Source organism: Serratia liquefaciens ATCC 27592 (genome assembly GCF_000422085.1).
Lineage (GTDB): Bacteria > Pseudomonadota > Gammaproteobacteria > Enterobacterales > Enterobacteriaceae > Serratia > Serratia liquefaciens.
Map to the genome: position 1 here is coordinate 1,776,126 of NC_021741.1, position 21,326 is coordinate 1,797,451.

Below are 21,326 nucleotides of genomic sequence, written 5' to 3' on the forward strand. Positions count from 1 at the left end.
TTGATCTTCCCTTCATTTAGCGCTATTGCTTATACGTGGCTGCACAAAAAGCAGCCATTGTTTTCTTTCCACCAGACCAAATATGAGGGAAACGAGGCATGAAGAGACAGAAACGCGATCGTCTGGAAAGGGCGCATTCACGAGGTTATCAGGCAGGTATCTTAGGGCGTTCTAGGGAATATTGTCCCTACCAATCATCTGTGGACGCCCGGTCTCAATGGCTGGGAGGTTGGCGAGAAGCCATGGAAGACAGGGCTGTGACCGCTTAAGCGGCTCTCTGTCAAAAAAAAGGAATAACCTCCGCTCCGGGCGGAGGTTTTTGTTTAAACAGTCTTATTCCTGCCAGCGTTTCAGCAAGATACTCGCATTCACGCCGCCAAAGCCAAAGCCGTTCGACAGCGCGTAGTTGATGGTCATTGGTTGCGCTTTATTGGCCACCAAATGCAACCCCTCGGCCGCCGGATCCGGATTATCCAGATTCAGCGTGGCTGGTGCGATCTGATCGCGCAATGCCAGCGCCGTAAATATGGTTTCCAGCCCGCCAGCAGCCCCGAGTAAATGTCCCGTAGCGGATTTGGTCGAAGTGATGGCTACGCTGCCCCCAGTACCGAACAGGTGTTTAATGGCGTTGATCTCACCCAAATCACCGACGGGTGTTGAGGTCGCGTGGGCATTCAGGTGCTGAATTTGCTCCGGTGCGACACCGGCCTGTTTCAGCGCAATTTTCATTGCGCGATAGGCGCCGTCACCGTCTTCAGCACCGGAGGTCATGTGGTAGGCATCGGCACTGGTACCGTAGCCGACAATTTCTGCCAGTGGTGTGGCACCACGCGCCAGCGCATGTTCCAGCGTTTCAATAACCAACATGCCGGCACCTTCCCCCATGACAAAACCGTTGCGGGCACTGTCGAATGGCCGGGAGGCTTTTTCTGCCTCTTCAGGTGACGTCGTGGACATGGCGCGCGCTGCGGCAAAGCCCCCGAGGCTGACGGTGTCGATTGCGGCTTCTGTACCGCCACACAGCGCGATATCGGCCTCATCGTTACGAATCATGCGTACCGCATCACCAATAGCCTGGACGCCTGCTGCACAAGCGGTAACGGGGGCGCCGATCGGGCCCTTGAACTGGTGCTTAATCGACACATGACCGGCCGCCAGATTGACCAGGAACGAAGGAATGGTAAATGGCGAAAGGCGTTTGGCTCCCCGGCTGTCGGTGGTGCGCACTGCGTGAGCAATCGCCGGAAAGCCACCGATACCGGAGGCAATCACGGTTGCGGTGCGCTCCTGCTTATCTTCCGTATCCGCTGTCCAGCCTGCCTGACGAATGGCCTCATCGGCCGCCGCCATCGCCAGCAGAATAAAGCGGTCCATTTTCTTTTGGTCTTTTGGCGGTACGGAGCTGTCGGGGTCAAAACCTGCCTCGGCGTCCTGCTCCAGTGAAGGCACCTGCCCGCCGATTTTAACCTGCAGGTCGGCAACGATCTCTTCCGGGAGCGGACGAATACCGGACTGGCCATTCAGCAGACGCTGCCAGATAGCCTCTACGCCGCATCCCAGTGGCGAAACGGCGCCCATGCCGGTAATGACTATACGACGACTGTTCATAGTGACTCCTTGGATGATTCGGGGGGAATGCAGAAAGGTTCTGCTGCATCAGGGCCGCGCGTTGGCGCATACCGTCGGTCGCTGCCGGCCCTGGCGCTAAGGTAATATTATGCAGCGCGATAGGCTGCCGGGTAATGCTGTCGATCAGTTCTACGCGTATTGGCTGCCCGGTACGGCGGTCGACCAGTTCCGCGCTAATGCCGTCATCAGCCAGATGGGTATTTCCCCAATGGAACAGGGCCGCGAGCACTGGGAAGAAATCCTTGCCGCGTTCGGTGAGCAGATACTCATACCGTATCGGCCGGGTTTGATATCGCTGCTTATGCAGGATACCGCTTTCCACCAGGTATCTCAGGCGTCGGGTCAATATGGTGGGCGAAAGCCCCAGGCTTTGCTGGAATTCATCAAACCGCGATAGGCCATGGAACGCATCGCGAAGAATCAGGATACTCCACCATTCTCCCACGCGGTCCAGTGAGCGGGCTACTGGGCATGGCATGTTGTCAAAACGGGTTTTCTGCATGGATTACCTCCAAGTAACTACAATAATTGTAGTTACTATTTAGCCGCCATGAACCTGGGGTTTAAAAGCACAGGGCACGATAATGGCGGGGAAATAAAACGGCGACCGGGAAGGGCCGCCGTGACTGCGATTAGAACGCAGCAGTGTCCTTGAACAGGCCCACTTTAAGATCGCTGGCGGTGTAAATCACCTGGCCGTCGACCAGAACTTCACCATCAGCCACACCCATAATCAGCTTACGGATGATCACGCGTTTGAAGTTGATGCGGTAGGTGACTTTCTTCGCAGTCGGCAATACCTGGCCGGTGAATTTAACTTCACCCACGCCCAGCGCACGACCTTTGCCTTCGCCACCCAGCCAGCCGAGGTAGAAGCCTACCAACTGCCACATGGCATCCAGACCCAGGCAGCCTGGCATCACTGGATCGCCGATAAAGTGGCAACCGAAGAACCACAGGTCAGGATTGATATCCAGTTCCGCTTCCACATAGCCTTTGTTGTGGGTACCACCGTCTTCGGTCATCTTGACCACGCGGTCCATCATCAACATGTTACCTGCCGGCAACGGCGGGCCGCCGGCGCCAAACAGCTCGCCACGGCCGGATGCTTCGAGGTCTTCTTTCGTATAGGAGTCGCGTTTTTCTACCATGTTCTCAGTAAACCTTATTTTAATGAAGGGCGCAGATTAGCTTACACGTGTACGCTGAACAAGTCCGATCAGCCGTGGTTGAACCAGTTGAGCCAACGAAGTGGCCACGGCCAGCGCCGGCGTTCCTGCGGATTCACCTGTGCAATCCGTTCCTGAATCGCAGCCAACAGATTAGGTTGCTGTTCATCAGAGTAAGGATAACCGGTGAGTAATGGCAAGGCCTCTGCGGCGCTGTCGACGGCCCACAGATGGAATTGCCCCTCGCGCACCGCATCGACTACGTCCTGGCGTAGACACAGGTGGCGCACGTTGGTAGCGGGCATGATGATGCCCTGTTTGCCTGTCAAACCGCGACGTTGGCAAACTTCGAAAAAGCCTTCGATCTTCTCGTTGACGCCGCCAATAGGCTGTACATTGCCGAATTGGTCGACGGAGCCGGTTACCGCAATTTGCTGGGTAATTGGCTGCGACGAGAGTGCACTGATAAGCGCACATAACTCGGCCAGTGAGGCGCTGTCGCCATCCACTTCGCCGTAAGATTGCTCAAACACGATTGAAGCCGAGAAGGGCAGCGGCTGGTCCAGTTCCAGTTCGGAAATCAGGAACGCCTGCATAATCATCATGCCTTTGGCATGCAGATTACCGCCAAGTTCGGCTTTGCGCTCGACGTCGGTAAATTCGCCATCGCCAAGATGCACCACACAGCTGATGCGAGATGGTTCGCCAAAGCTGCGTGGGTGGCCAGGATATTCCAACACCGACAGGCCGTTGATCTGGCCGACGACTTCACCTTCGGTTTCAATCAGGATTTGGCCTAGCTCAATTTCATCCTGCATCCGCTCTGCGAGGTAGCTTTCACGCCACTCGCGGGCATTCAGTGCGGCTTCGAATGCTTTGGCGGTGATGCTCTCTTCCTCGGCATACAGCGCCGCTTCAGAAAGTTGTTGGCTGATCCACAGAGGGGAGAGCGGCAGATTGCCCTGATCGCCGCTGTGACGCACGGCTTGAACCATTAACGGATACCAGGCATCGGCGGCCAGCGGTGGTAACTGCTTCTCGTCGATAAGGGCATTGACGTAGCCACACCATTGCACCATGTCATCGATTTCGGTGAGTTGCAGATCTTCTTCGTATTCGCCGTAGACCGCCTGCTCGCTCAGCTCCGGCTCGATATCATGGAAATCGGCCAGACCGTGGCGATCGCCCACAACGATTAGCCGTAATTCCAACGGCATCGGGGGAATGGCAATCGGCAGCGGTCGCGTTTCATCCGGGGAAACCCAATGGAATTGGCGCTGGGTGATCATTTGCTTCAACCGCAGCCACAGTAACGGCTGAGCCAGCAGGGAACGTGCCGACAGGATCAGCACGCCACCGTTGGCTTTATGCACCAGGCCAGGTTGCAAGCTGATTTCATTGTTGTGGATCCTGACGCAGCCAAACAGCTGCTCCGGCTCAATCCACTCCTGAAACACACAGGCGCCACCGGCCGCAAAGGCTTCATCACCCTGGCTTGCGGGTTCAACGCTGACTTTGCTGCCCTGGATCACATAGTGACTGCCCTTAAACGCGGTATTCTGCGGTTGCAGTTGCTCAACTGCCTGGGCTATCAATGCCAGATACTCACGCGTTTCCTGCGCTTTCAACAGCATGAAACGCGGTGGCGACTGTGGATGGCAAAACAGCGTCAGTGCATTTTCCAGCCGAGGCTGAATGGAAGCAAAGGACACGGGCGCCAACTGCGCGGCGGTATCAAATATCGCTTGATAAGGCGTAACGTCCGGCAACAGTGATTGCCATTCAAGTCGGTTATTGGTCAAAGTGTTAGATGCAATCGTCAAAAAGGGAAAGGGCGATTATACAAGAATAATGACAGCTTGATACATGCAGAGTCGTAGTTGGTGTCAGGGAGTTTGACATCGCGCGATGACTGTGCAAAAAACAGTCTAAAAGCGGGGGAATTGCCGGGGAAATTCGGCGCAAAGCTGTTATGCTTAATTAAAGTTACGCGGTCACTGAAGAGCTCATGATGAAATATCAGCAACTGGAAAATCTGGAGAGCGGTTGGAAATGGAAGTACCTGGTGAAGAAGCACCGGGAAGGGGAAGCTATTACCCGCCACATTGAAAACAGCGTTGCCCAGGAAGCCATTGAAGAGCTGCTGAAGCTGGAAAATGAGCCGGTAAAAGTGCTGACGTGGATTAGCCACCATATGAATCCGGAACTGGATAACCGGATGAAGCAGACGATCCGCGCACGGCGTAAACGTCATTTTAACGCAGAACACCAACATACGCGTAAAAAATCTATCGATCTGGAGTTTTTGGTTTGGCAGCGTTTGGCTGGCCTGGCTCGTCGCCGTGGCGTGACTTTGTCAGAAACCGTGGTTCAGTTGATTGAAGATGCGGAACGTAAAGAGAAGTATGCCAGTCAGATGTCATCGCTGAAACAGGATTTAAAAGCCATTCTCGGTAAAGACGAACAGTAAGTCCCCGCTCCGTGATTCCTTGAAAGGGGGCACGTAGCCAGTTACGCTGATTTTGAGCGAAAAAAAACCCCGCATAGCGGGGTTTTTTACTAAGAGTGGTAGCTTAGCCTTGTGGCTGAGTTACAACGTCTTTGATACCTTTAACTTCGATCTCTACGCGACGATCTGGTGCCAGGCAATCGATCTGTGCTTTGGTAGCACGGCCAGCTTTGTAGCCACAGGTGTTACCAGTGACGGAATCAGCTTCGCCCATACCACGTGCAGAGATTTTGTCTGAAGGAATACCTTTAGATACCAGGTAGTCAACAACGCTTTGAGCGCGTTTTTCAGACAGTTTCTGGTTGTACTGGTCAGAACCAACGGCGTCGGTGTAACCCAGAACTACAACAGAACCATCTTTAGGATCCATGGAGCTCAGCTGAGTGTACAGCTGATCCAGAGCCTGTTGGCCTTCTGCTTTCAGAGTGGATTTGTTGAAGTTGAACAGCACGTCAGACTTCAGAGTGAAACGCTTGGTTTCAACAACTGGGGCTGGAGCCGGAGCTGGTGCTGGAGCAACAACATCATCCTGACCGAAACGGTAAGAAACACCCAGGCTCAGCATGGTGTTGTCTGGACGTGCGCCGACAGTACCTGCATCACCGATGTTGCTAACGAATTGGTAGTCCAGGCGAGTAGCCCAGTTTTTGGTCAGTGCGTACTCAACACCCACTGCAGCCAGCGGAGAAACGCCAGTGTCGTGGTCGCTCAGACGAGTGCCATTGCCGTAGTTAGCTTTGGAATCTGCACGCCATACCATACCACCCAGACGAGTGTAGATGTCCAGATCGTCGATGATTGGGTAGCTCAGTTTAGCTGCCAGTTGAACGCCCTGTGCTTTGAAAGCACCGTTGTTCACGCTGCCTTTGTAAGGCATACGGCCAAGCCAGTCATAGCCCAGCTCGAAGCCCAGGTATTGGTTCGCCTGGTAACCCAGGAACGCGCCAGCACCCAGTTGATCTTTATGGGTCGGACCATTGCCGATACCATTCTGGTAACCGTTGCCGTAGAAACCAGTGTCATGGTACTGGGACCAGCCCAGTTTAGCACCGGTGTACCAGGTATTATCTTTTGGGGCGGCTTGCGCTACGGTAGCGAAACCAGCCAGTGCCACTGCTAATGCGATAGCTGTCTTTTTCATTTTGCGCCTCGTTATCATCCAAATAGGCAATGAGCTTTAAAGCTGTTTTAAGCCCTTGGTTAAATTCCTTCGCCAAGGTTTGAGCCCTCGTTTGTTACTCGGCCAGTTTATCTGGCGTTATAGAGCAACCTTGGCGATGTAAAGTCTACAACGTGGCGCGAAAGTTACAAGTGTGATGTGATAAAGCTCTAAAAAAAAACGCGGAATCGTACATATTTACTAACATTAACCGGCAAAAAAACGAGCATTTTGACGTTCGTTTTGGGCCGCGGAACCGCAGCCGCACTCGCTTTGCCCCTGATCCCATAAAGGTTCCCTTGAGGAACGATGAAAATGATGGGAAAAATCCTAAATTTACTTAATGATACAAAGAAGAGTGAATTTTTAGGGTGGAACACTGTCCGTGAACCGGGTTTATGTCACGTTGAGGACGCATAATGAACCCATAAGCGTTACCTAATTCTGCCGCACGTCTTAATTTTAGACGATCTTCTTCCGTAAGATCGGGTAACCAGCCGAGTACGACACTGTAATTTCCCGTCAGTAACGCTTTTTCCATCGCTTCGACCGTGTCCAGCGGACTGATTTGGCTCAGCTGCACCACTTTTCCAACCGGCAGGCCGGACTGCTGTAGCCACCGTTTGCTCAGCTTTTGCTGTGGAGTCAGCCATAACAACCAGCGAGATTGCATACCCAACTGTTGCAGCAAAGGCAGCAACAGTTGCGCCACTGCGGGCTGATGCTCGTTGTAAACAAGTTCACTGATAAGGCCATTCTTGTTGCCGGCATCTGTGTTTTCTGCAGCATTGTTCACCGCAAAAGAGGTGTGGCTGAAATGGGTTTTGTAGAGTGATTGAGTACGCATAAAGTATCCCGCCCGTAGTGTCACTGTATGTTTATACAGTACATCCAGTTGCCATTAAGATCAACCCAAATCTTCGTGGCACCTCGCATAATCGCGATCATTTTTTATACGATCAACTTTTATGATTGGCATGACCACGGATAGTGCGTATTTTTCTAATTACTTGTTCGCGTTAGTTTTATTTCATTGATACGGGAAATGATAGAACGGTAACCTACACCAGGAGAACGTTATGAAAGGGACATCAACGGGAAGGATCGCACAGGCCAAAGCCTGTTTTTACGCATTGGGCGGTATCACCACACGCTCACAGTTCGGAGGCTATGGCATACTGGCTGACGGCATCATGTTTGCCGTGATCGCCGAAGGAGAGCTTTATCTCCGCGCTACGGAAGGGCTGGAATCTGTCTTCCGTTCGCGCGGCATGGTCAATATGGTCTACTCCAAACGCGGGGTGCCAATTACCATGCGCTATTACTGGGTGGATGAAGCCATGTGGCGAGACAGGGAGGAGCTGATAGGATTGGCCTGGCAAGCCATCCGGGAGGCTCGGCGGGAGCTTGAGGTTAAAGCTGACAATCAGAGTCGATTAAAAACCTTACCGAATATCGACATCAATATGGAGCGCCTGCTGTGGCGAGCCGGTATTCGTAATGTTTATGATTTACGACTCAATGGGGCTAAGCGCAGCTATCTGAGGCTGTTGCAACAGCAAAAGAATTTAGGGCTACGGGTGCTGCTATCATTGGGTGGGGCCATTGCCGGTTACCATCATGCGGCCTTGCCTTCGCAATTGCGCAGTGAACTGACGCAATGGTTCGAGCGTACCATGATGTTGCTGAGCCACGGTCACAATCCAAAAATAAGGGGCCTGATAAATAGCCCCGAATGATTATACCGATTCACCTATTTGCGCATTAAGCATCGTCAGTTCCGGCAAGAGTTCAATCACCAACCCAATCTGCTGCAGTACCAATTGATCTTTACTTTCCGGCTCCGGCGTTGCGTGTTGAATACGTTCTGCCAAGCTTTCTAATGCCTGAGTGATGCGCCGGTTGTCCTGCTCCTCCTGGTGCAGGGCGCCATCGACATAACAGACAGCATCATTCAGCAGATCCAAGGTTGCAGGGTTATTCAGGCGTTCACGGTGTGCCCCCAACGCCGAGATATAACTTAACAAGGTGTGGTTCAAACACAGCAGACGGAAGGCCGCATCCTGAACGTCTTTATTGGCTTTGGGATCGGCAGACATATTGGAAATCACCGATGCCAGCTCTGCATCACTGTTGTGCGCATCCCGACGAGCAATACGATACGCAAGGCCGTTGTCTTTTCCCTGATGGTATTGCACCAAAATGGCATCCAGATAACGGCAGTTGGCGTTCAGCGTCTTACTGACCACCGTGGGTAATTGCCGGAACTTCCAGTCAGGCCAGATAAAGCTGACTGCGGCCCAAGCGATGGCGCAACCCAGCAGCGTGTCGTAAACGCGCGGTGCGGCGACTTCGAAACCTTCGCCCAGTAGGTTAAAGCACAGCAATACCAGCAGGGTGATAAACATGGTGGCATGTGCGTACTGCACGGTGCGAAAAGCAAAAAACAAAACGCCGCTAATCACAATCAGCACCAGTTGGCCTTCCACCGAGGGCACAAAATAGAGGATTGGCAGCCCGACAAGAATACCGGCCAGTGTGCCGATTATCCTCAAGGCCAGCCTGCGGCGAGTGGCGTTGTAGTTGGGTTGGCAGACAAACAGGCTGGTTAACAGGATCCAATAACCATGCTGCATCCCAGTAAATTGAATAAAGGCATAACCAATACACAGCACCACAGACATGCGAATGGCATGGCGGAACAAGGCCGATTGCGGCGTCAGATGGCGGCTGATGCGCAAGCGAATATCGCTCCAGCCGGTGAGCCGGTCATCCGACAGGCTGTTCTCTTCCACCTGGCCGTTGGCCAATGCCTGTTCGGATTCAATATTTGCCAGCTGTGCGTCAATCGCTCGCAAATTTTTCAACAGGTGCGAAAGCGCCTTGGTCAACTCGCGATTTTCCGGGGTCAGGGTAACGCGAGCCAAAGCTTCATCAATGCGAGCAAAGGCAGGTTCGAAGCGAATGTTATGCTGATACTTTTGCCGCATCAAAATTGACTGGGCCAACTGCTGGCAGGCGCGAGCCTGCATGCTGAGCAAGCGCTGAAAGCGGAACAGGATATCGCTATGACGGAATTGTCGGCTTAGCGCCTGGTATTGAACGTGCGCGGAGCTGGCGCGTTCATGGATGTCCTGCGCAACGAAGTAATAATGCAGTGTCCGGCGGGTGCCTCGTTGGCCGCGATCGCCTTTTAACCGCGTCAGCAATGAAGCTTTGGTTTGGTTGAGGATAGTCACCAGCGTGCTGTTGGCCATGGCAACGTCCATCCAGGGCAGGTCTGCATCCTGTTCGGCGTCGGGATCAAACAGATTGGCTTTGGCGTCCAGATAATTCGCCAACTGGTCGTAACAACGCGCCAGATTTTCCTGTAGAGGACGGATAGGGAAGATCAGATGACCTATCAGCGTCAACAGGTTGTACCACAGGGCACCAATGATCAGCAGCATAGGCTGTTGATACCAGGCGTCATACATCGAAGTGCCGAGCATGGTGTAAACCGCGATCAGCAAGGCACCAAATGCAATGGTGGCGTAACGTTGTCCCAGAGCACCTAGCAGAATAAAGCCACAGGTGGAGGTCGTCAGGCCAAGCGCGAACAGCCAGGGGTAGGGAAACAGCAGTTCAATGGAGGCGGAGGCAACAAAAAAACACACCAGCGTAATCAGCAAGTTGCGTAGTCTGCCGGTCAGGCGATCATCCAAATCGGTCAACGCCGCCGCCACCACCCCCAGAGTCAGGGGAATGGTGAGTTTCGGTATACCGAGCCACCAGGGGACGGCGGCTGCGCCGGCCAGCGCAATAAAAATACGCAGGTCATAAAGCAGGTTGCTGTTGTAGGCATAACGGCGTATTGCTGGTGCAAAAGAGAGCACAAAAAACTCCTCGGGCGGAGAAAAAATTAACGCTGCTGATACTGACGACGGGCATTTTCAGTTCTGGCCTGTTGCGCCATTTCTACTGAGACCACGCGACGCCCAACCGGCCACAGGGCAATGGCGGCGATTTTGAAATTGGCAATGCCCACCGGAATGCCAATAATAGTTACGCACTGCACAATACCGGCGGCGATATGCGACAGGCAGAGCCACCAGCCGAACAGGATCAGCCAGACAATATTCAGCAGCGAGCCGCTGGCGGAAAGCAGCGCATTACTTTTTTCCGGATAAAGCTCATTAACGTGAATAGCTTCATTACCGAACGGCAGTAACGACAGCTTGGTGATCTCCCAGCAGGAGCGAGTCAGTGGCAGGGTGATGATCAACAGCACGCTAAATACCGTGGCGATCAGCCAGCCCAGGGTAGTGACAAAACCGCCCAACACAAAATTAAGAATATTCAGTACAGTACGCATAGTCGTCATTCTGCTCTAATGATGGCCAAACCGCGATGCGGTTGCGTTTGCTATCAAAACGCAAAATCTATTCTACCCTTTTTTTAGCGCTAGAGTGCCACTGCTTATCGCAGGTAAACTGGCAGATATCCGTTATTTAATCTCAACATAGTCATGGCGCGAAGATATGGAACTTAAAGCGACATCGCTGGGGAAACACCTGGCTCAGCATCCTTATAACCGCGTGCGGTTGCTGCACGCCGGGGTCGAGGTGAGCGGTGAAAAGCATGAATACCTTATTCCTTTCAATCAGTTGATTCAGGTCAGATGCAAGCGCGGCATCGTCTGGGGCGAGCTGGAGTTTGAGCTGCCGGATGAAAAAGTGGTACGCCTGCACGGGACTGAATGGCAGGAAACTCAGCGTTTCTATCATTACCTCCAGCAGGCCTGGCAGCAATGGAGCGCTGAGATGAGCGAGGTCAGCGCCGGCGTTTTGCAGCAACAGGTCGAACATATTCAGCGAATTGAGCAACAGGATAAGTGGTTCAAGAAATCCGAACTGGGCAAGTTGCAGCAACAGATTCGCCAGTCTTTCGGTGCTTTGCCCATGCCGGTTGCACGGCTGGAGGAATTTGACAACTGTCGGGAAGATTATCAACTCTGCCGCCAATGGCTGCAGCACGGGTTGCACAGCGTGGAGCAGCGTAACCGGCAGTGGACCGAACGGATGCTGGAGACGCATCATGATTTCTTCCAGAACATCGAAAGCTCACCGCTGAACGACTCGCAAAGTCGCGCCGTAGTTAACGGTGAAGACTCGGTATTGGTATTGGCCGGAGCAGGCAGCGGAAAAACCTCGGTATTGGTAGCGCGCGCGGGTTGGCTATTGCGTCGTCAGGAGGCCGAACCCGGGCAAATACTGCTGCTGGCATTCGGTCGCCAGGCGGCGGAAGAGATGAACGAACGCATTCAGGAACGGCTGGGCGGCGTGGCTATCCAGGCCAAAACCTTCCATGCACTGGCACTACAGATTATCCAACAGGGCAACCGCAAGGTGCCGGCGATCAGTAAGCTGGAAACCGACAGCAAGGCTCGCCGGGCTTTGCTGATTACCCATTGGCAGCAGCAGTGCGCAGAGAAAAAAGCCCAGGCTAAAGGCTGGCGCCAATGGTTGATTGAAGAGTTGGAATGGGAAGTGCCCGAAGGCGATTTTTGGCAGGACAAGCGCCTGGCGGAGCGGTTGGCCGGCAGACTCGAACGCTGGTTGGGCCTGATGCGCATGCACGGCGGTAGCCAGGCAGAAATGATCGAACAGGCGGATGAAGAAATTCGTGACCTGTTCTCAAAACGCATTCGCTTAATGGCTCCTTTGCTCAAGGCCTGGAAAGGGGCGTTGAAAGAGGAAGGGGCGGTGGACTTCTCAGGCCTGATCCACCAGGCGGTCAATATCTTGGAGAAAGGTCGGTTCGTCAGCCCGTGGAAACACATCCTGGTGGACGAGTTTCAGGACATTTCACCCCAGCGTGCGCAATTACTGGCGGCGTTGCGTAAACAAAATAAACAAACCTGCCTGTTTGCGGTAGGTGACGACTGGCAGGCCATTTACCGCTTCAGCGGGGCCGAGCTGACGTTGACCACCGCCTTTGCCGAGAACTTTGGCGAAGGTGCCCAGTGTGCGCTTGATACCACTTACCGTTTCAATGATCGTATCGGCGAGATCGCGAACCGTTTTGTGCAACAGAACCCGCATCAGCTGAAAAAACCGTTGAACAGCCTGAGCAAGGGTAATAAGAAATCGGTGATTTTATTACCGAATGAGCAGCTTGAAAATCTGTTGGACAAGCTGAGCGGTTATGCCAAGCCGGATGAGCGAATTCTGGTGCTGGCACGCTATCACCATTTGAAACCGCAGGCGCTGGCAAAAGCGGCGACCCGTTGGCCAAAACTGACCCTCGAGTTTATGACCATTCACGCCAGTAAAGGGCAGCAGGCGGAGTACGTGATCATCGCCGGTTTGCACCAAGGCAGCGACGGTTTTCCGGCGGTCGCGCGTGAGTCGGTATTGGAGGATGTTTTGTTGCCGCAGCCGGAAGATTTCCCGGATGCCGAAGAGCGGCGACTGCTGTATGTAGCGCTGACTCGCGCCAAGCATCAGGTCTGGTTACTGCAGGATCGTGAACGTCCGTCGGTCTTCGTTGAACAACTGCAGGATCTCGGCGTTCCTGCTCAGAAGAAGCCTTAAAATTAAGGCCTGGCGGAAACCAGGCCGCGAGCGTTACTTCAGGCGATCCTGCAAATAGCGCTGATAATCAGGAATGGCAATTTCCACTTCACGTTTGAAGAGCGAAGAATCGATCAGGAAATCCGCCGTTGAGCGGTTGGTGGCGACGGGAATGTTCCATACCGTCGCCAGACGCAGCAGGGCTTTCACATCCGGATCGTGGGGAACCGCATTGAGGGGATCCCAGAAGAAGATCAGCATATCTATTTTGCCCTCGGCAATCAGTGCGCCGACCTGCTGATCGCCTCCCATCGGGCCGCTTAACATGCTCTGCACCGGAATGCCGCTGGCACGCTGGATCAGGTTACCGGTAGTGCCGGTGGCGTACAGTTGATGATGCTCAAGGACGGATTTGTTTTCTTCAACCCAGGCAAGCAGGGCTTGTTTGCGGTGATCGTGTGCCACCAGCGCAATGTGTTTACGCGCGGCGATAGTGCGGGTAGTAAATTCCATCTCGATGTCCTTCGCTAATCAGGGGATGTGCGACAGATTACTGAAACTGTTTTTCACTGCCTAGCGTTTACACCTGAAAATGCGAAGAAAGCGCGCCTTTAAATAAAGGCGCCGGTAATCTTAACGCACGGGCTGTTTATTCGCCCAATGGAGGAAACGCTTTTGCGTTTCTTTGTCCGCCTGCTGGAACCAGTATTGCAGCATCTGTTCGGAAACGTTCTCACCCTTCAAAGTGACCGTGGGGGAGTTCAGCGCGGCACTGGCGAGCGGAGAGGAAGGCGTGGCCGCGCGCACCTGGGTGAAAGCCGGTACCGAGGCCGGGCGGTTTTGACTGTTGTAGTCCGCCATGACTTTTTCCAAATCGACGCTGAGCGTGGCGCCATCGGCATGCAGCACGTCGTGTTTCATCGCCAGCGCGTTACCGTTCTTATCAATCACTTGATAGTTGAGCGTTTTATCGAATCTTTGGCCATCACGTACATTTTCAATGCGTGGCAGCTCAATGGCAACGGAGCTGACATTCTGCGTACTGAAGGTCGCGATCAGCGGAGGGGAGGTATAGGCAGTTTGCTCGTGCTGCCCTGAACGTACAGACTTGGCCACTTTAAACAGCAACTGATGTTGCCCGCCATCCAGCTCCAGGCTGTCGGCACCTTTTAACAACGCTCCTGTCATTTTCTTGCCGTCGACCACCAGCAGATCGATGTCCGGGGAGAGTTTCAGGGTCGTAGCCACGGCAGGCATGCTGATACTGATGCTGAGCAGCCCCGCAACCATCAGACCAAATTTCATGGTTATCTCCTTATAAGTGGCATCGCTATTAGTGTTGAACACGCCATAGATTGTGTCAAAGTTTTTCAGCATTACGGTTTTATTTACAAATGTACACACTTATTTTCATTTGGACATTTATTTGAGCCGGATATGCTGGCAGTGACAGCATCAGACCGCAAAAGTGGCCGGGAGTTTCCGCATGGTTGCGTTTAGCCGATTTAAAGCCGATAGGGTACACTCGAAATAGGGAAATCGCCCGTTGATGATTGGAGCTGAAGATGCAAGACCACGAGATTGCCGACCTGCTCAAGCAGGTGAAAACCATTGCGCTGGTGGGTGCCAGTGATAATCCGTCCCGGCCCAGCTTTGGTGTCATGGCTTATCTGCTGTCACAGGGATATCAGGTAACGCCGGTCAGCCCCAAGCTGTCAGGGCAAACGTTGCTTGGCCAGCAGGCCTATGCCACGCTGAAAGATATTCCGCACCCGGTGGACATGGTTGATGTGTTCCGTAATTCAGAGGCGGCGTATAGCGTAGCGCAAGAGGCGATTGCGATTGGTGCCAAAGCGTTATGGCTGCAAATTGGCGTTATTAATGAACAGGCCGAGGCGTTGGCACGTGAGGCAGGATTGAAGGTGGTAATGGACCGTTGCCCTAAAATCGAGCTTCCTCGCCTGGGTCTGGAGCGCTGAAAGCCGGTAAAAGAAAAGGCCTGGCAAATGCCAGGCCCTTATTGGGTGTTTCTCAGGCCTGGCTAATCAGTTGCGCAGGCGAGGGGCTTGGAGCTGGTGACGGATAGATTCCGCCAACTCGTCCAGTGAAGGTTGTTCAGGATGGGCATCCTGGGCTTCGCCGTCCAGCTGTGCTTCCGCCAGATAGGTATGCACCGGTTGGCCTTCTTCGTCCTCCATCACCACGTGGTACCAAGGGGCGAAACGTAGATCGGTATTCGCCGCTATTTCATCAGCTTTAGGCTGTTCCATGGAGTATTCAGGGTCGATATCAATTACCACCCCCAAGTACCCCAGCAGCTTATGCCGAACCTGTTGTCCGATACCGAATTTGCTGGCAATCATGATGACCTCCTGAGAAACAGTGCCTTGCTCTCTATATGAGGGCAAAACAGCGTATTTCAAGTTACATCACCCGACACGCAAACCCTTTCAAATACAGCCCTTCAGGGTAAGTCGCAATTACCGGGTGATCGGCAGCCTGACGATACTGCTCTATAAATTGTACATCACGCCCGGCATCTACAGCGGCATCGGCCAAAATTTTCTGGAACAAATCGGTAGGCATCAGACCGGAGCAGGAGAAGCTCAGCAAAATACCGCCTGGATTCAGCAACTGAAGCGCTAACATGTTGATATCTTTATAGCCACGGCAGGCACTGGCCAGCTGGTTTTTATTCTCGACGAACTTCGGCGGATCCATAATGATCAGATCGAATTTTTCACCCTGCGTGCGGTAGTTGCGCAGCAGTTGGAACACGTCATCGCGCACAAACTCGGCCTTGCTCAGATCCAACCGGTTCAGTTCAACGTTCTGCTTGGCGATATCCAACGCCGCTTGCGACGTATCTACGCTGATCACCTGTGAGCAACCGCCCATCAATGCAGATACCGCGAATGCGCCGGTATAAGAGAAGCAGTTAAGCACGCGGCGGCCGGCGGAATAGTTACGGGCAGCCAGGCGGCTGTCGCGCTGGTCGAGGTAAAAACCGGTCTTATGACCCTGCTGAATGTCCACCAGCAGCTTCATGCCATGCTCGGTGATCGGCAACAGAGCAGGGGGCAGGCCACCCAATACCGGGCCTTGCGCCAACGGCAGGCCTTCTTTCTTACGCACCGCGACGTCTGAGCGATCGTAAATGGCGCATTCCGGGTAGCAATGCTGCAAGGCGGTAATTAGCGCAGCACGCTGATACTCGGCGCCGGCAGACAGCAATTGCAACACCAGGAAATTCTGGAAGCGATCGATGGTGATGCCCGGCATGCCGTCGGATTCACCGGCGATCAGACGGTATCCGTCCAACCCGTCGCGCTTCGCAACCCAATCACGCCAACTTTGTGCCTGCTGTAAACGGCGGATGAAGAATTCGATGTTAACGTCTTCATCCTGCTGGAAAGTCCAGACACGGGCACGGATTTGCGATTCAGGCGAGTAGGCGCCGCGCGCCAGCCATTTTCCCTGCGCGTCGTGAATATCGATGGTTTCGCCGGACAGGGCTTTACCTTCAATACGTTGAACGGCACCGGAGAAGACCCATGGGTGGCGACGGAGTAAGGACTTTTCACGTCCTTTGGCGAGAAACAGGCGTACGGTCATAATTAAGAATGCTGCCAGCTAGGTAAAAAGAGTGACATTGCCGTGCGTACGCACAGAAAATGCCATAAACGAAATTCGATAAGGGGCCGATTATGACACAAGTTTGTATTGCTGCGTATGTCTATGGCGTGGTGCAAGGGGTAGGGTTTCGCTACAACACCCAGCACCAGGCGACGGCGTTGGGGTTAAGCGGATATGCGCGCAATCTTGATGACGGCAGCGTCGAGGTGGTGGCCTGCGGCGAGCAACCGCAGGTGGATAAACTGGTGGAATGGCTGAAAAGCGGCGGTCCGCGTAGCGCACGTGTCGATCGCGTGCTGGTGGAACCGCGCGGTACGGCAGATTATCAAGGCTTCAGCATTCGCTATTAGCGTCTCAGATGCATTTTACCGGCTTCGGCAAACCGGCGATTTTTGTTGCCTGTTTGGCCGGGCCTTTGGGGAACAGGCGATAGAGGTAGCGGCTGTTGCCTTTCTCCTCTCCGTACTTCTGCGCCATAGCTTTGACCAGCATGCGGATCGCCGGTGAGGTATTAAATTCCAGGTAAAAGCCGCGTACGAAACGCACCACTTCCCAATGCGCCTCGGTTAGCGTGATTTCTTCCTGCTCGGCCAGCAGCGGCGCCAGGGCCTCGTGCCAGTCGGCGCTGTTTTTCAGGTAACCCTGTGCGTCAGTTTCAATAACCTGACCTTGATACTCCAACATACTGCCTCGGTAACGGGTAATTCAGAACGGCCGCCAGTTTAGCAAACTTTTACCGCCGCAAAAAATAAAGCCCCGCCGGAGCGGGGCTTTAGGTATGACTCAGACGCCGAATCAGTTGCTGCGCGCGAAGCCCAGAATGCTCAACAGGCTGATGAACATGTTGTACAACGATACGTACAGGCTGACGGTGGCGCGAATGTAGTTAGTCTCGCCGCCGTGAATAATGTTGCTGGTTTCCCACAGGATGGCGCCGGCGGAGAACAGGATAAACAGTGCGCTAATCGCCAGGTGCAGGGCCGGGATCTGCAGGAACAGATTGGCGATCACCGCCACCAGCAGTACTACAAAACCGGCCATCATCATTCCGGACAGGAACGACATATCCTTGCGGGTGGTCAGCACGTAGGCTGAACAGCAGAAGAACACCACTGCGGTGCCTCCCAGCGCCAGCATGATCAGATCGCCGGCTCCGGTATTAATAAATGAACTGAGGATGGGGCCCAGGGCATAACCCATAAAACCGGTCAGGGCGAATGCCGCCAGGATGCCTGCAGGGCTGTTAGCCAGCTTGTGGGTCAGGAACATCAGCCCGTAGAAGCCGACCAGCATCAGCAGCAGGCCCGGTGCCGGCAGCCCCAGCATGGTGCTGGCGGTTGCGGTGAGCGCCGAGAAGGCCAGCGTCAGTGAAAGCAGAAAATAGGTGTTACGCAGAACCTTATGCGTACTCAGCAAAGAGTCGCGCGAGGAGGATGAGACGACAATACGGTCCATAATGATCTCTCTTAGTCAGGTCATCACAAAATTAGTGACGATGATAGGCAGCGCAAGCGTTTGATTAAAGTTTGTTTACCAATCTTTACCCTTAGTTATCATTGCTGCAACCTTGAGCCGGAGTTGGCGGTTTCTTCAACGCTCAAGCGTGAGGTGCTGGTTTTTCGTTCGGTTGAACGGCCTTGGGCTTTACAAGCGGATCAGCTCTGTTTATAGTTCGCCTCGTTGCGGAGGGGTGGCCGAGTGGCTGAAGGCAACGGTCTTGAAAACCGTCGACGGGAAACCGTTCCAGAGTTCGAATCTCTGCTCCTCCGCCATAAATTATGACCCCGTGCTCTCTGAGCGCGGGGTTTTTTATTGGGTTTGAAAAACGGCAATCGCCGCCGTGGACCCATAAAAAAACCGCCCCGGCTGGGACGGTTTGTCTGGCAAAGCAACCGCTAACGCACCAAATGCAGGAAGTGCAGGTGCTTCTCGTACTGGTCGAGAATATCGTGAATGATCTGTTCTTGCGTCCAGCCCATCACATCGTAATCCTGGCCCCCTTCCTTCAGATGAACCTCACCGCGATAGTATTTATGTTCCTCGTCGCGTTCCTCATCTTTCAACCCCGCCAGAGCAAAGGCCGGTTGAATGTAAGCGCGCAGGCGCACTTCATAGACAAAGTTCAGATCTTCCCCTAAATCGACTTCGAAACGGATGCGATCGTCTTGAGAATCGTCAATCGAGGAGGTGGTATTTTGCTTGGCCAGTTCGGCTTCCACCAGCGCCATCGCCGGTTGAACCACTTCACCGACAAAGCGTTTTACCTGAGAACGTTTCGGGAAATAGGCAATATTACGCAAACGCCGCTGCCATGAGATCGGGTTGCGCGCGGCGGTCGGCGCAATCGTGGTCATCATCTGGCTGTCGCGTTTGTAGGCGTCGATACGTAAGGCTTTTAACAACCCGTAGATTGAGACCAGCAGGATCATCGAAAACGGCAGGGCGCTGGCAATAGTCACGGTTTGCAATGCGCTTAAACCGCCGGCAATCAACAACGCAATCGCCACCAGACCCATCAGGGAAGCCCAAAAGATCCGCTGCCATATAGGGGTTTGATCCGAACCGCCCGAAGCCAGCGTATCAACCACCATCGCCCCAGAGTCTGCCGACGTGACGAAGAACACCACGACCATCGCCATGGCGATAAACGACAGAATATTAGAGAACGGGAAGTGCTCCAGGAAGTTGAACAACGCCAGGGCTACGTCGTTTTGCACCGTATTGGCCAGATCGCGCGCCCCTTCGTTCATGATCAAATTAATGGCGCTGTTGCCGAAAACGGTCATCCACAGCAGCGTAAAGCCCGCCGGAACGAACAACACGCCGGTAACGAATTCACGGATGGTACGTCCGCGTGAAACGCGGGCGATAAACATGCCGACGAACGGTGACCAGGATAGCCACCAGCCCCAATACAGCAGAGTCCAGCCCCCCAGCCAGTTGCTGGATTTCGGCTCGTAAGCGTAAAGGTTAAAGGTTTTATTGACGATATCGGAAAGATAGCCGCCGGTATTTTCAACAAAGGATTTCAGCAACAGCACGGTCGGGCCGAGTGTACCCACCAGGACCAGCAGCAGCACCGCCAGGCCGAGGTTCAGTTCGGACAGAATACGGATGCCCTTATCCAACCCGGAAACCACCGACAACGTTGCCAGCCCGGTGATCACCACGATCAGCACCACCTGCACCGTTGCATTGATCGGCAAGCCGAACAGGTGATTAAGCCCGGCGTTAACCTGCAACACGCCGTAGCCCAGGGAGGTCGCGACGCCGAATACGGTACCTATTACCGCAAAAATATCGACTGCGTGGCCAATTGGCCCGTATATGCGATCGCCGATGATGGGATAAAGCGCGGAACGCAGCGTCAAGGGCAGGCCATGACGGTAGCTGAAGAACGCCAGGATCAGCGCCACGATGGCATAAATCGCCCAGGCATGCAGGCCCCAGTGGAAGAAGGTTAGGCGCATGGCCTGTTTAGCCGCTTCCACTGTTTCCGGTGTCCCGGTCGGGGGAGAAAGGTAGTGCATCACCGGTTCGGCGACGCCAAAGAACATCAGACCAATGCCCATACCGGCGGAAAACAGCATGGCAAACCAGGAAACATAGCTGAAGTCTGGCTGGGCGTGATCCGGCCCGAGCTTGATATTGCCGTAACGCGATAAACCCAGATAGGTCACGCTCAGCAGGATCAGGGCGACCGCCAGAATGTAAAACCAGCTGGCGTTAGTGAAAATACCCTGTTGCAGCGCCTTGAACTTACGATCGGCTAACTCAGGATAGAAGGCGGCAAAGGCCACCAGGACGATGATTAAAGCGGCAGATATAAAAAATACCGGAGGATTGATATGGCTACGACGTGCCACAATTTCAGTGTCGTTTTGGCTCATAGAATACCTTCTTGCTAGTCCGTTAGGGAATGGGATAGTCCGTTAAAACAACTCCATAAAAAGAGGGGCAAACAGGCTGCCCAAGAAATTAAACTCCGCGAGTATATAGAAAAATCGGGGCAATTTACATTTTTATGGTCAAAAAGGCTGTTTTAAGTGGTTTGGTTAGACGTTTTAGCTATATAAAAACATTGTGATGAGAAAGGGTAATTCACTCTTTTTGCAGGGAAAAACCGGTGCAGAGGATCTTGCATGGCTTTCACTATGACAAAATGCGGGCAAAAACAGGATCAGGCTGCGGGCAGGGTTTGTGAGGCAGTTCAAGGGGGTTTTAGCGGCAGGTAGAGCAGATCATGATAGAAATCCCTATAACAGTGGCCTGAACCCGGAGGGATCTGCCGTTTACTATTGATCCGATCAAGCCAAGGGTTAAAATAGATCCATTCGCTCGCGTTTAACGTTTTCATGGAGATAAAGATGAGCTGGTATCAAATAGCGTTATGGACCATGATCTTTCTGAAGTCCGGTGCCTTTCTGGTGTTCGTTTGGTGGTGGATGTTCAAACGCGCAACCAAGCCTTATGTCCGCCCGCAGGATGTTGTGATTGACGAAACGCCGGATGATGACAATCTGACCATGGAAGAAGTGATGAAGAAACACGGTATTACCCGTGTGGAAAATCAAACGCAATAACCCCCGTTCTTTTCAGATTCGGTCTGCGAACTATCCCTGTTGAAATGCGGCAATGCCTGCAAGCCGGGGATAGCTCCCCAGCCTGCA

The 21,326-nt window shown here is 53.5% G+C and carries 21 protein-coding genes, 1 tRNA gene and 1 pseudogene; 8 read left to right on the forward strand and 15 right to left on the reverse strand.

Annotation, left to right across the window (positions count from 1 at the left end; translation table 11 throughout):
* Nucleotides 1-98: 98 nt before the first annotated feature.
* A complete protein-coding gene (gene rmf / locus M495_RS24885; RefSeq protein WP_071827009.1) occupies nucleotides 99-269 on the forward strand; it encodes a ribosome modulation factor in 171 nt (56 codons plus the stop codon).
* Nucleotides 270-333: 64 nt separating this feature from the next.
* On the opposite strand, the gene fabF is transcribed toward rmf, so the two are convergent.
* The 4 genes and pseudogenes from fabF to M495_RS08195 all read right to left on the reverse strand — a co-directional run bounded on the left by fabF (nucleotide 334) and on the right by M495_RS08195 (nucleotide 4,600).
* A complete protein-coding gene (fabF, locus tag M495_RS08180; RefSeq protein ID WP_020826168.1) occupies nucleotides 334-1,608 on the reverse strand; it encodes a beta-ketoacyl-ACP synthase II in 1,275 nt (424 codons plus the stop codon).
* Nucleotides 1,601-2,131 (reverse strand): annotated as a pseudogene (locus M495_RS24890) (winged helix-turn-helix transcriptional regulator); the annotation flags it as partial. The gene fabF and the pseudogene M495_RS24890, both read right to left, overlap by 8 nt.
* Nucleotides 2,132-2,261: 130 nt before the next feature.
* Complete coding sequence (gene fabA, locus M495_RS08190; protein WP_012006178.1) at nucleotides 2,262-2,780, reverse strand: bifunctional 3-hydroxydecanoyl-ACP dehydratase/trans-2-decenoyl-ACP isomerase; 519 nt, start codon at nucleotides 2,778-2,780, stop codon at nucleotides 2,262-2,264.
* 68 nt (nucleotides 2,781-2,848) lie between these two features.
* Nucleotides 2,849-4,600, reverse strand: coding sequence for an AAA family ATPase (locus tag M495_RS08195; RefSeq protein ID WP_170868509.1), 1,752 nt, complete (start codon nucleotides 4,598-4,600; stop codon nucleotides 2,849-2,851).
* A 209-nt stretch (nucleotides 4,601-4,809) separates the two neighbouring features.
* On the opposite strand from M495_RS08195, the gene matP reads away from it, so the two are divergent.
* On the forward strand, nucleotides 4,810-5,268 hold the full coding sequence (gene matP, locus M495_RS08200) for a macrodomain Ter protein MatP (RefSeq protein ID WP_041415290.1): 459 nt from the start codon (nucleotides 4,810-4,812) through the stop codon (nucleotides 5,266-5,268).
* A gap of 103 nt (nucleotides 5,269-5,371) precedes the next feature.
* Here matP and ompA read toward each other — a convergent pair whose 3' ends face one another.
* Nucleotides 5,372-6,448: a porin OmpA gene (ompA, locus tag M495_RS08205; RefSeq protein ID WP_020826172.1), complete on the reverse strand. Its 1,077-nt coding sequence runs from the start codon at nucleotides 6,446-6,448 to the stop codon at nucleotides 5,372-5,374.
* A 358-nt stretch (nucleotides 6,449-6,806) separates the two neighbouring features.
* On the reverse strand, nucleotides 6,807-7,313 hold the full coding sequence (sulA, locus tag M495_RS08210; RefSeq protein ID WP_020826173.1) for an SOS-induced cell division inhibitor SulA: 507 nt from the start codon (nucleotides 7,311-7,313) through the stop codon (nucleotides 6,807-6,809).
* A gap of 232 nt (nucleotides 7,314-7,545) precedes the next feature.
* Between sulA and M495_RS08215 the strand changes: the two genes are divergently transcribed.
* Entirely contained in the window at nucleotides 7,546-8,205 is a 660-nt protein-coding gene (locus M495_RS08215) for a TfoX/Sxy family DNA transformation protein (RefSeq protein WP_020826174.1), read from the forward strand.
* Here the strand turns inward: M495_RS08215 and yccS are convergent, their stop codons facing one another.
* Nucleotides 8,206-10,341 carry a YccS family putative transporter gene (yccS, locus tag M495_RS08220; protein WP_020826175.1) on the reverse strand — a complete coding sequence of 712 codons (2,136 nt, stop codon included), beginning with the start codon at nucleotides 10,339-10,341 and terminating at the stop codon, nucleotides 8,206-8,208.
* A 26-nt stretch (nucleotides 10,342-10,367) separates the two neighbouring features.
* The gene (locus M495_RS08225) at nucleotides 10,368-10,820 is read right to left on the reverse strand and encodes a YccF domain-containing protein (protein WP_020826176.1); all 453 of its coding nucleotides are present in this window, start codon (nucleotides 10,818-10,820) and stop codon (nucleotides 10,368-10,370) included.
* Nucleotides 10,821-10,986: 166 nt separating this feature from the next.
* On the opposite strand from M495_RS08225, the gene helD reads away from it, so the two are divergent.
* Entirely contained in the window at nucleotides 10,987-13,041 is a 2,055-nt protein-coding gene (gene helD, locus M495_RS08230) for a DNA helicase IV (RefSeq protein ID WP_020826177.1), read from the forward strand.
* A gap of 33 nt (nucleotides 13,042-13,074) precedes the next feature.
* Here helD and M495_RS08235 read toward each other — a convergent pair whose 3' ends face one another.
* Both M495_RS08235 and M495_RS08240 read right to left on the reverse strand, forming a co-directional pair.
* Nucleotides 13,075-13,533, reverse strand: coding sequence for a methylglyoxal synthase (locus tag M495_RS08235; protein ID WP_020826178.1), 459 nt, complete (start codon nucleotides 13,531-13,533; stop codon nucleotides 13,075-13,077).
* 120 nt (nucleotides 13,534-13,653) lie between these two features.
* Entirely contained in the window at nucleotides 13,654-14,325 is a 672-nt protein-coding gene (locus M495_RS08240) for a DUF2057 family protein (RefSeq protein ID WP_041415293.1), read from the reverse strand.
* Between the two features lie 260 nt (nucleotides 14,326-14,585).
* Between M495_RS08240 and M495_RS08245 the strand changes: the two genes are divergently transcribed.
* Complete coding sequence (locus tag M495_RS08245) at nucleotides 14,586-14,999, forward strand: CoA-binding protein (protein WP_020826180.1); 414 nt, start codon at nucleotides 14,586-14,588, stop codon at nucleotides 14,997-14,999.
* 66 nt (nucleotides 15,000-15,065) lie between these two features.
* Here M495_RS08245 and hspQ read toward each other — a convergent pair whose 3' ends face one another.
* Both hspQ and rlmI read right to left on the reverse strand, forming a co-directional pair.
* Nucleotides 15,066-15,383 carry a heat shock protein HspQ gene (hspQ, locus tag M495_RS08250; RefSeq protein WP_020826181.1) on the reverse strand — a complete coding sequence of 106 codons (318 nt, stop codon included), beginning with the start codon at nucleotides 15,381-15,383 and terminating at the stop codon, nucleotides 15,066-15,068.
* Nucleotides 15,384-15,444: 61 nt separating this feature from the next.
* Complete coding sequence (gene rlmI, locus M495_RS08255) at nucleotides 15,445-16,635, reverse strand: 23S rRNA (cytosine(1962)-C(5))-methyltransferase RlmI (protein WP_020826182.1); 1,191 nt, start codon at nucleotides 16,633-16,635, stop codon at nucleotides 15,445-15,447.
* Nucleotides 16,636-16,727: 92 nt separating this feature from the next.
* Here rlmI and yccX point away from each other — a divergent pair, with 92 nt between their 5' ends.
* A complete protein-coding gene (yccX, locus tag M495_RS08260; RefSeq protein ID WP_020826183.1) occupies nucleotides 16,728-17,006 on the forward strand; it encodes an acylphosphatase in 279 nt (92 codons plus the stop codon).
* A gap of 4 nt (nucleotides 17,007-17,010) precedes the next feature.
* On the opposite strand, the gene tusE is transcribed toward yccX, so the two are convergent.
* Both tusE and yccA read right to left on the reverse strand, forming a co-directional pair.
* Nucleotides 17,011-17,340, reverse strand: coding sequence for a sulfurtransferase TusE (gene tusE / locus M495_RS08265; protein WP_020826184.1), 330 nt, complete (start codon nucleotides 17,338-17,340; stop codon nucleotides 17,011-17,013).
* A gap of 111 nt (nucleotides 17,341-17,451) precedes the next feature.
* Nucleotides 17,452-18,111, reverse strand: coding sequence for an FtsH protease modulator YccA (gene yccA, locus M495_RS08270; protein ID WP_004942825.1), 660 nt, complete (start codon nucleotides 18,109-18,111; stop codon nucleotides 17,452-17,454).
* 229 nt (nucleotides 18,112-18,340) lie between these two features.
* On the opposite strand from yccA, the gene M495_RS08275 reads away from it, so the two are divergent.
* Nucleotides 18,341-18,428: transfer RNA gene (locus M495_RS08275), tRNA-Ser, on the forward strand.
* Nucleotides 18,429-18,551: 123 nt separating this feature from the next.
* Here M495_RS08275 and M495_RS08280 read toward each other — a convergent pair.
* Nucleotides 18,552-20,546: a BCCT family transporter gene (locus M495_RS08280; protein WP_020826185.1), complete on the reverse strand. Its 1,995-nt coding sequence runs from the start codon at nucleotides 20,544-20,546 to the stop codon at nucleotides 18,552-18,554.
* A 477-nt stretch (nucleotides 20,547-21,023) separates the two neighbouring features.
* Here M495_RS08280 and M495_RS08285 point away from each other — a divergent pair, with 477 nt between their 5' ends.
* A complete protein-coding gene (locus M495_RS08285) occupies nucleotides 21,024-21,239 on the forward strand; it encodes a hypothetical protein (RefSeq protein ID WP_020826186.1) in 216 nt (71 codons plus the stop codon).
* Nucleotides 21,240-21,326: the final 87 nt, after the last annotated feature.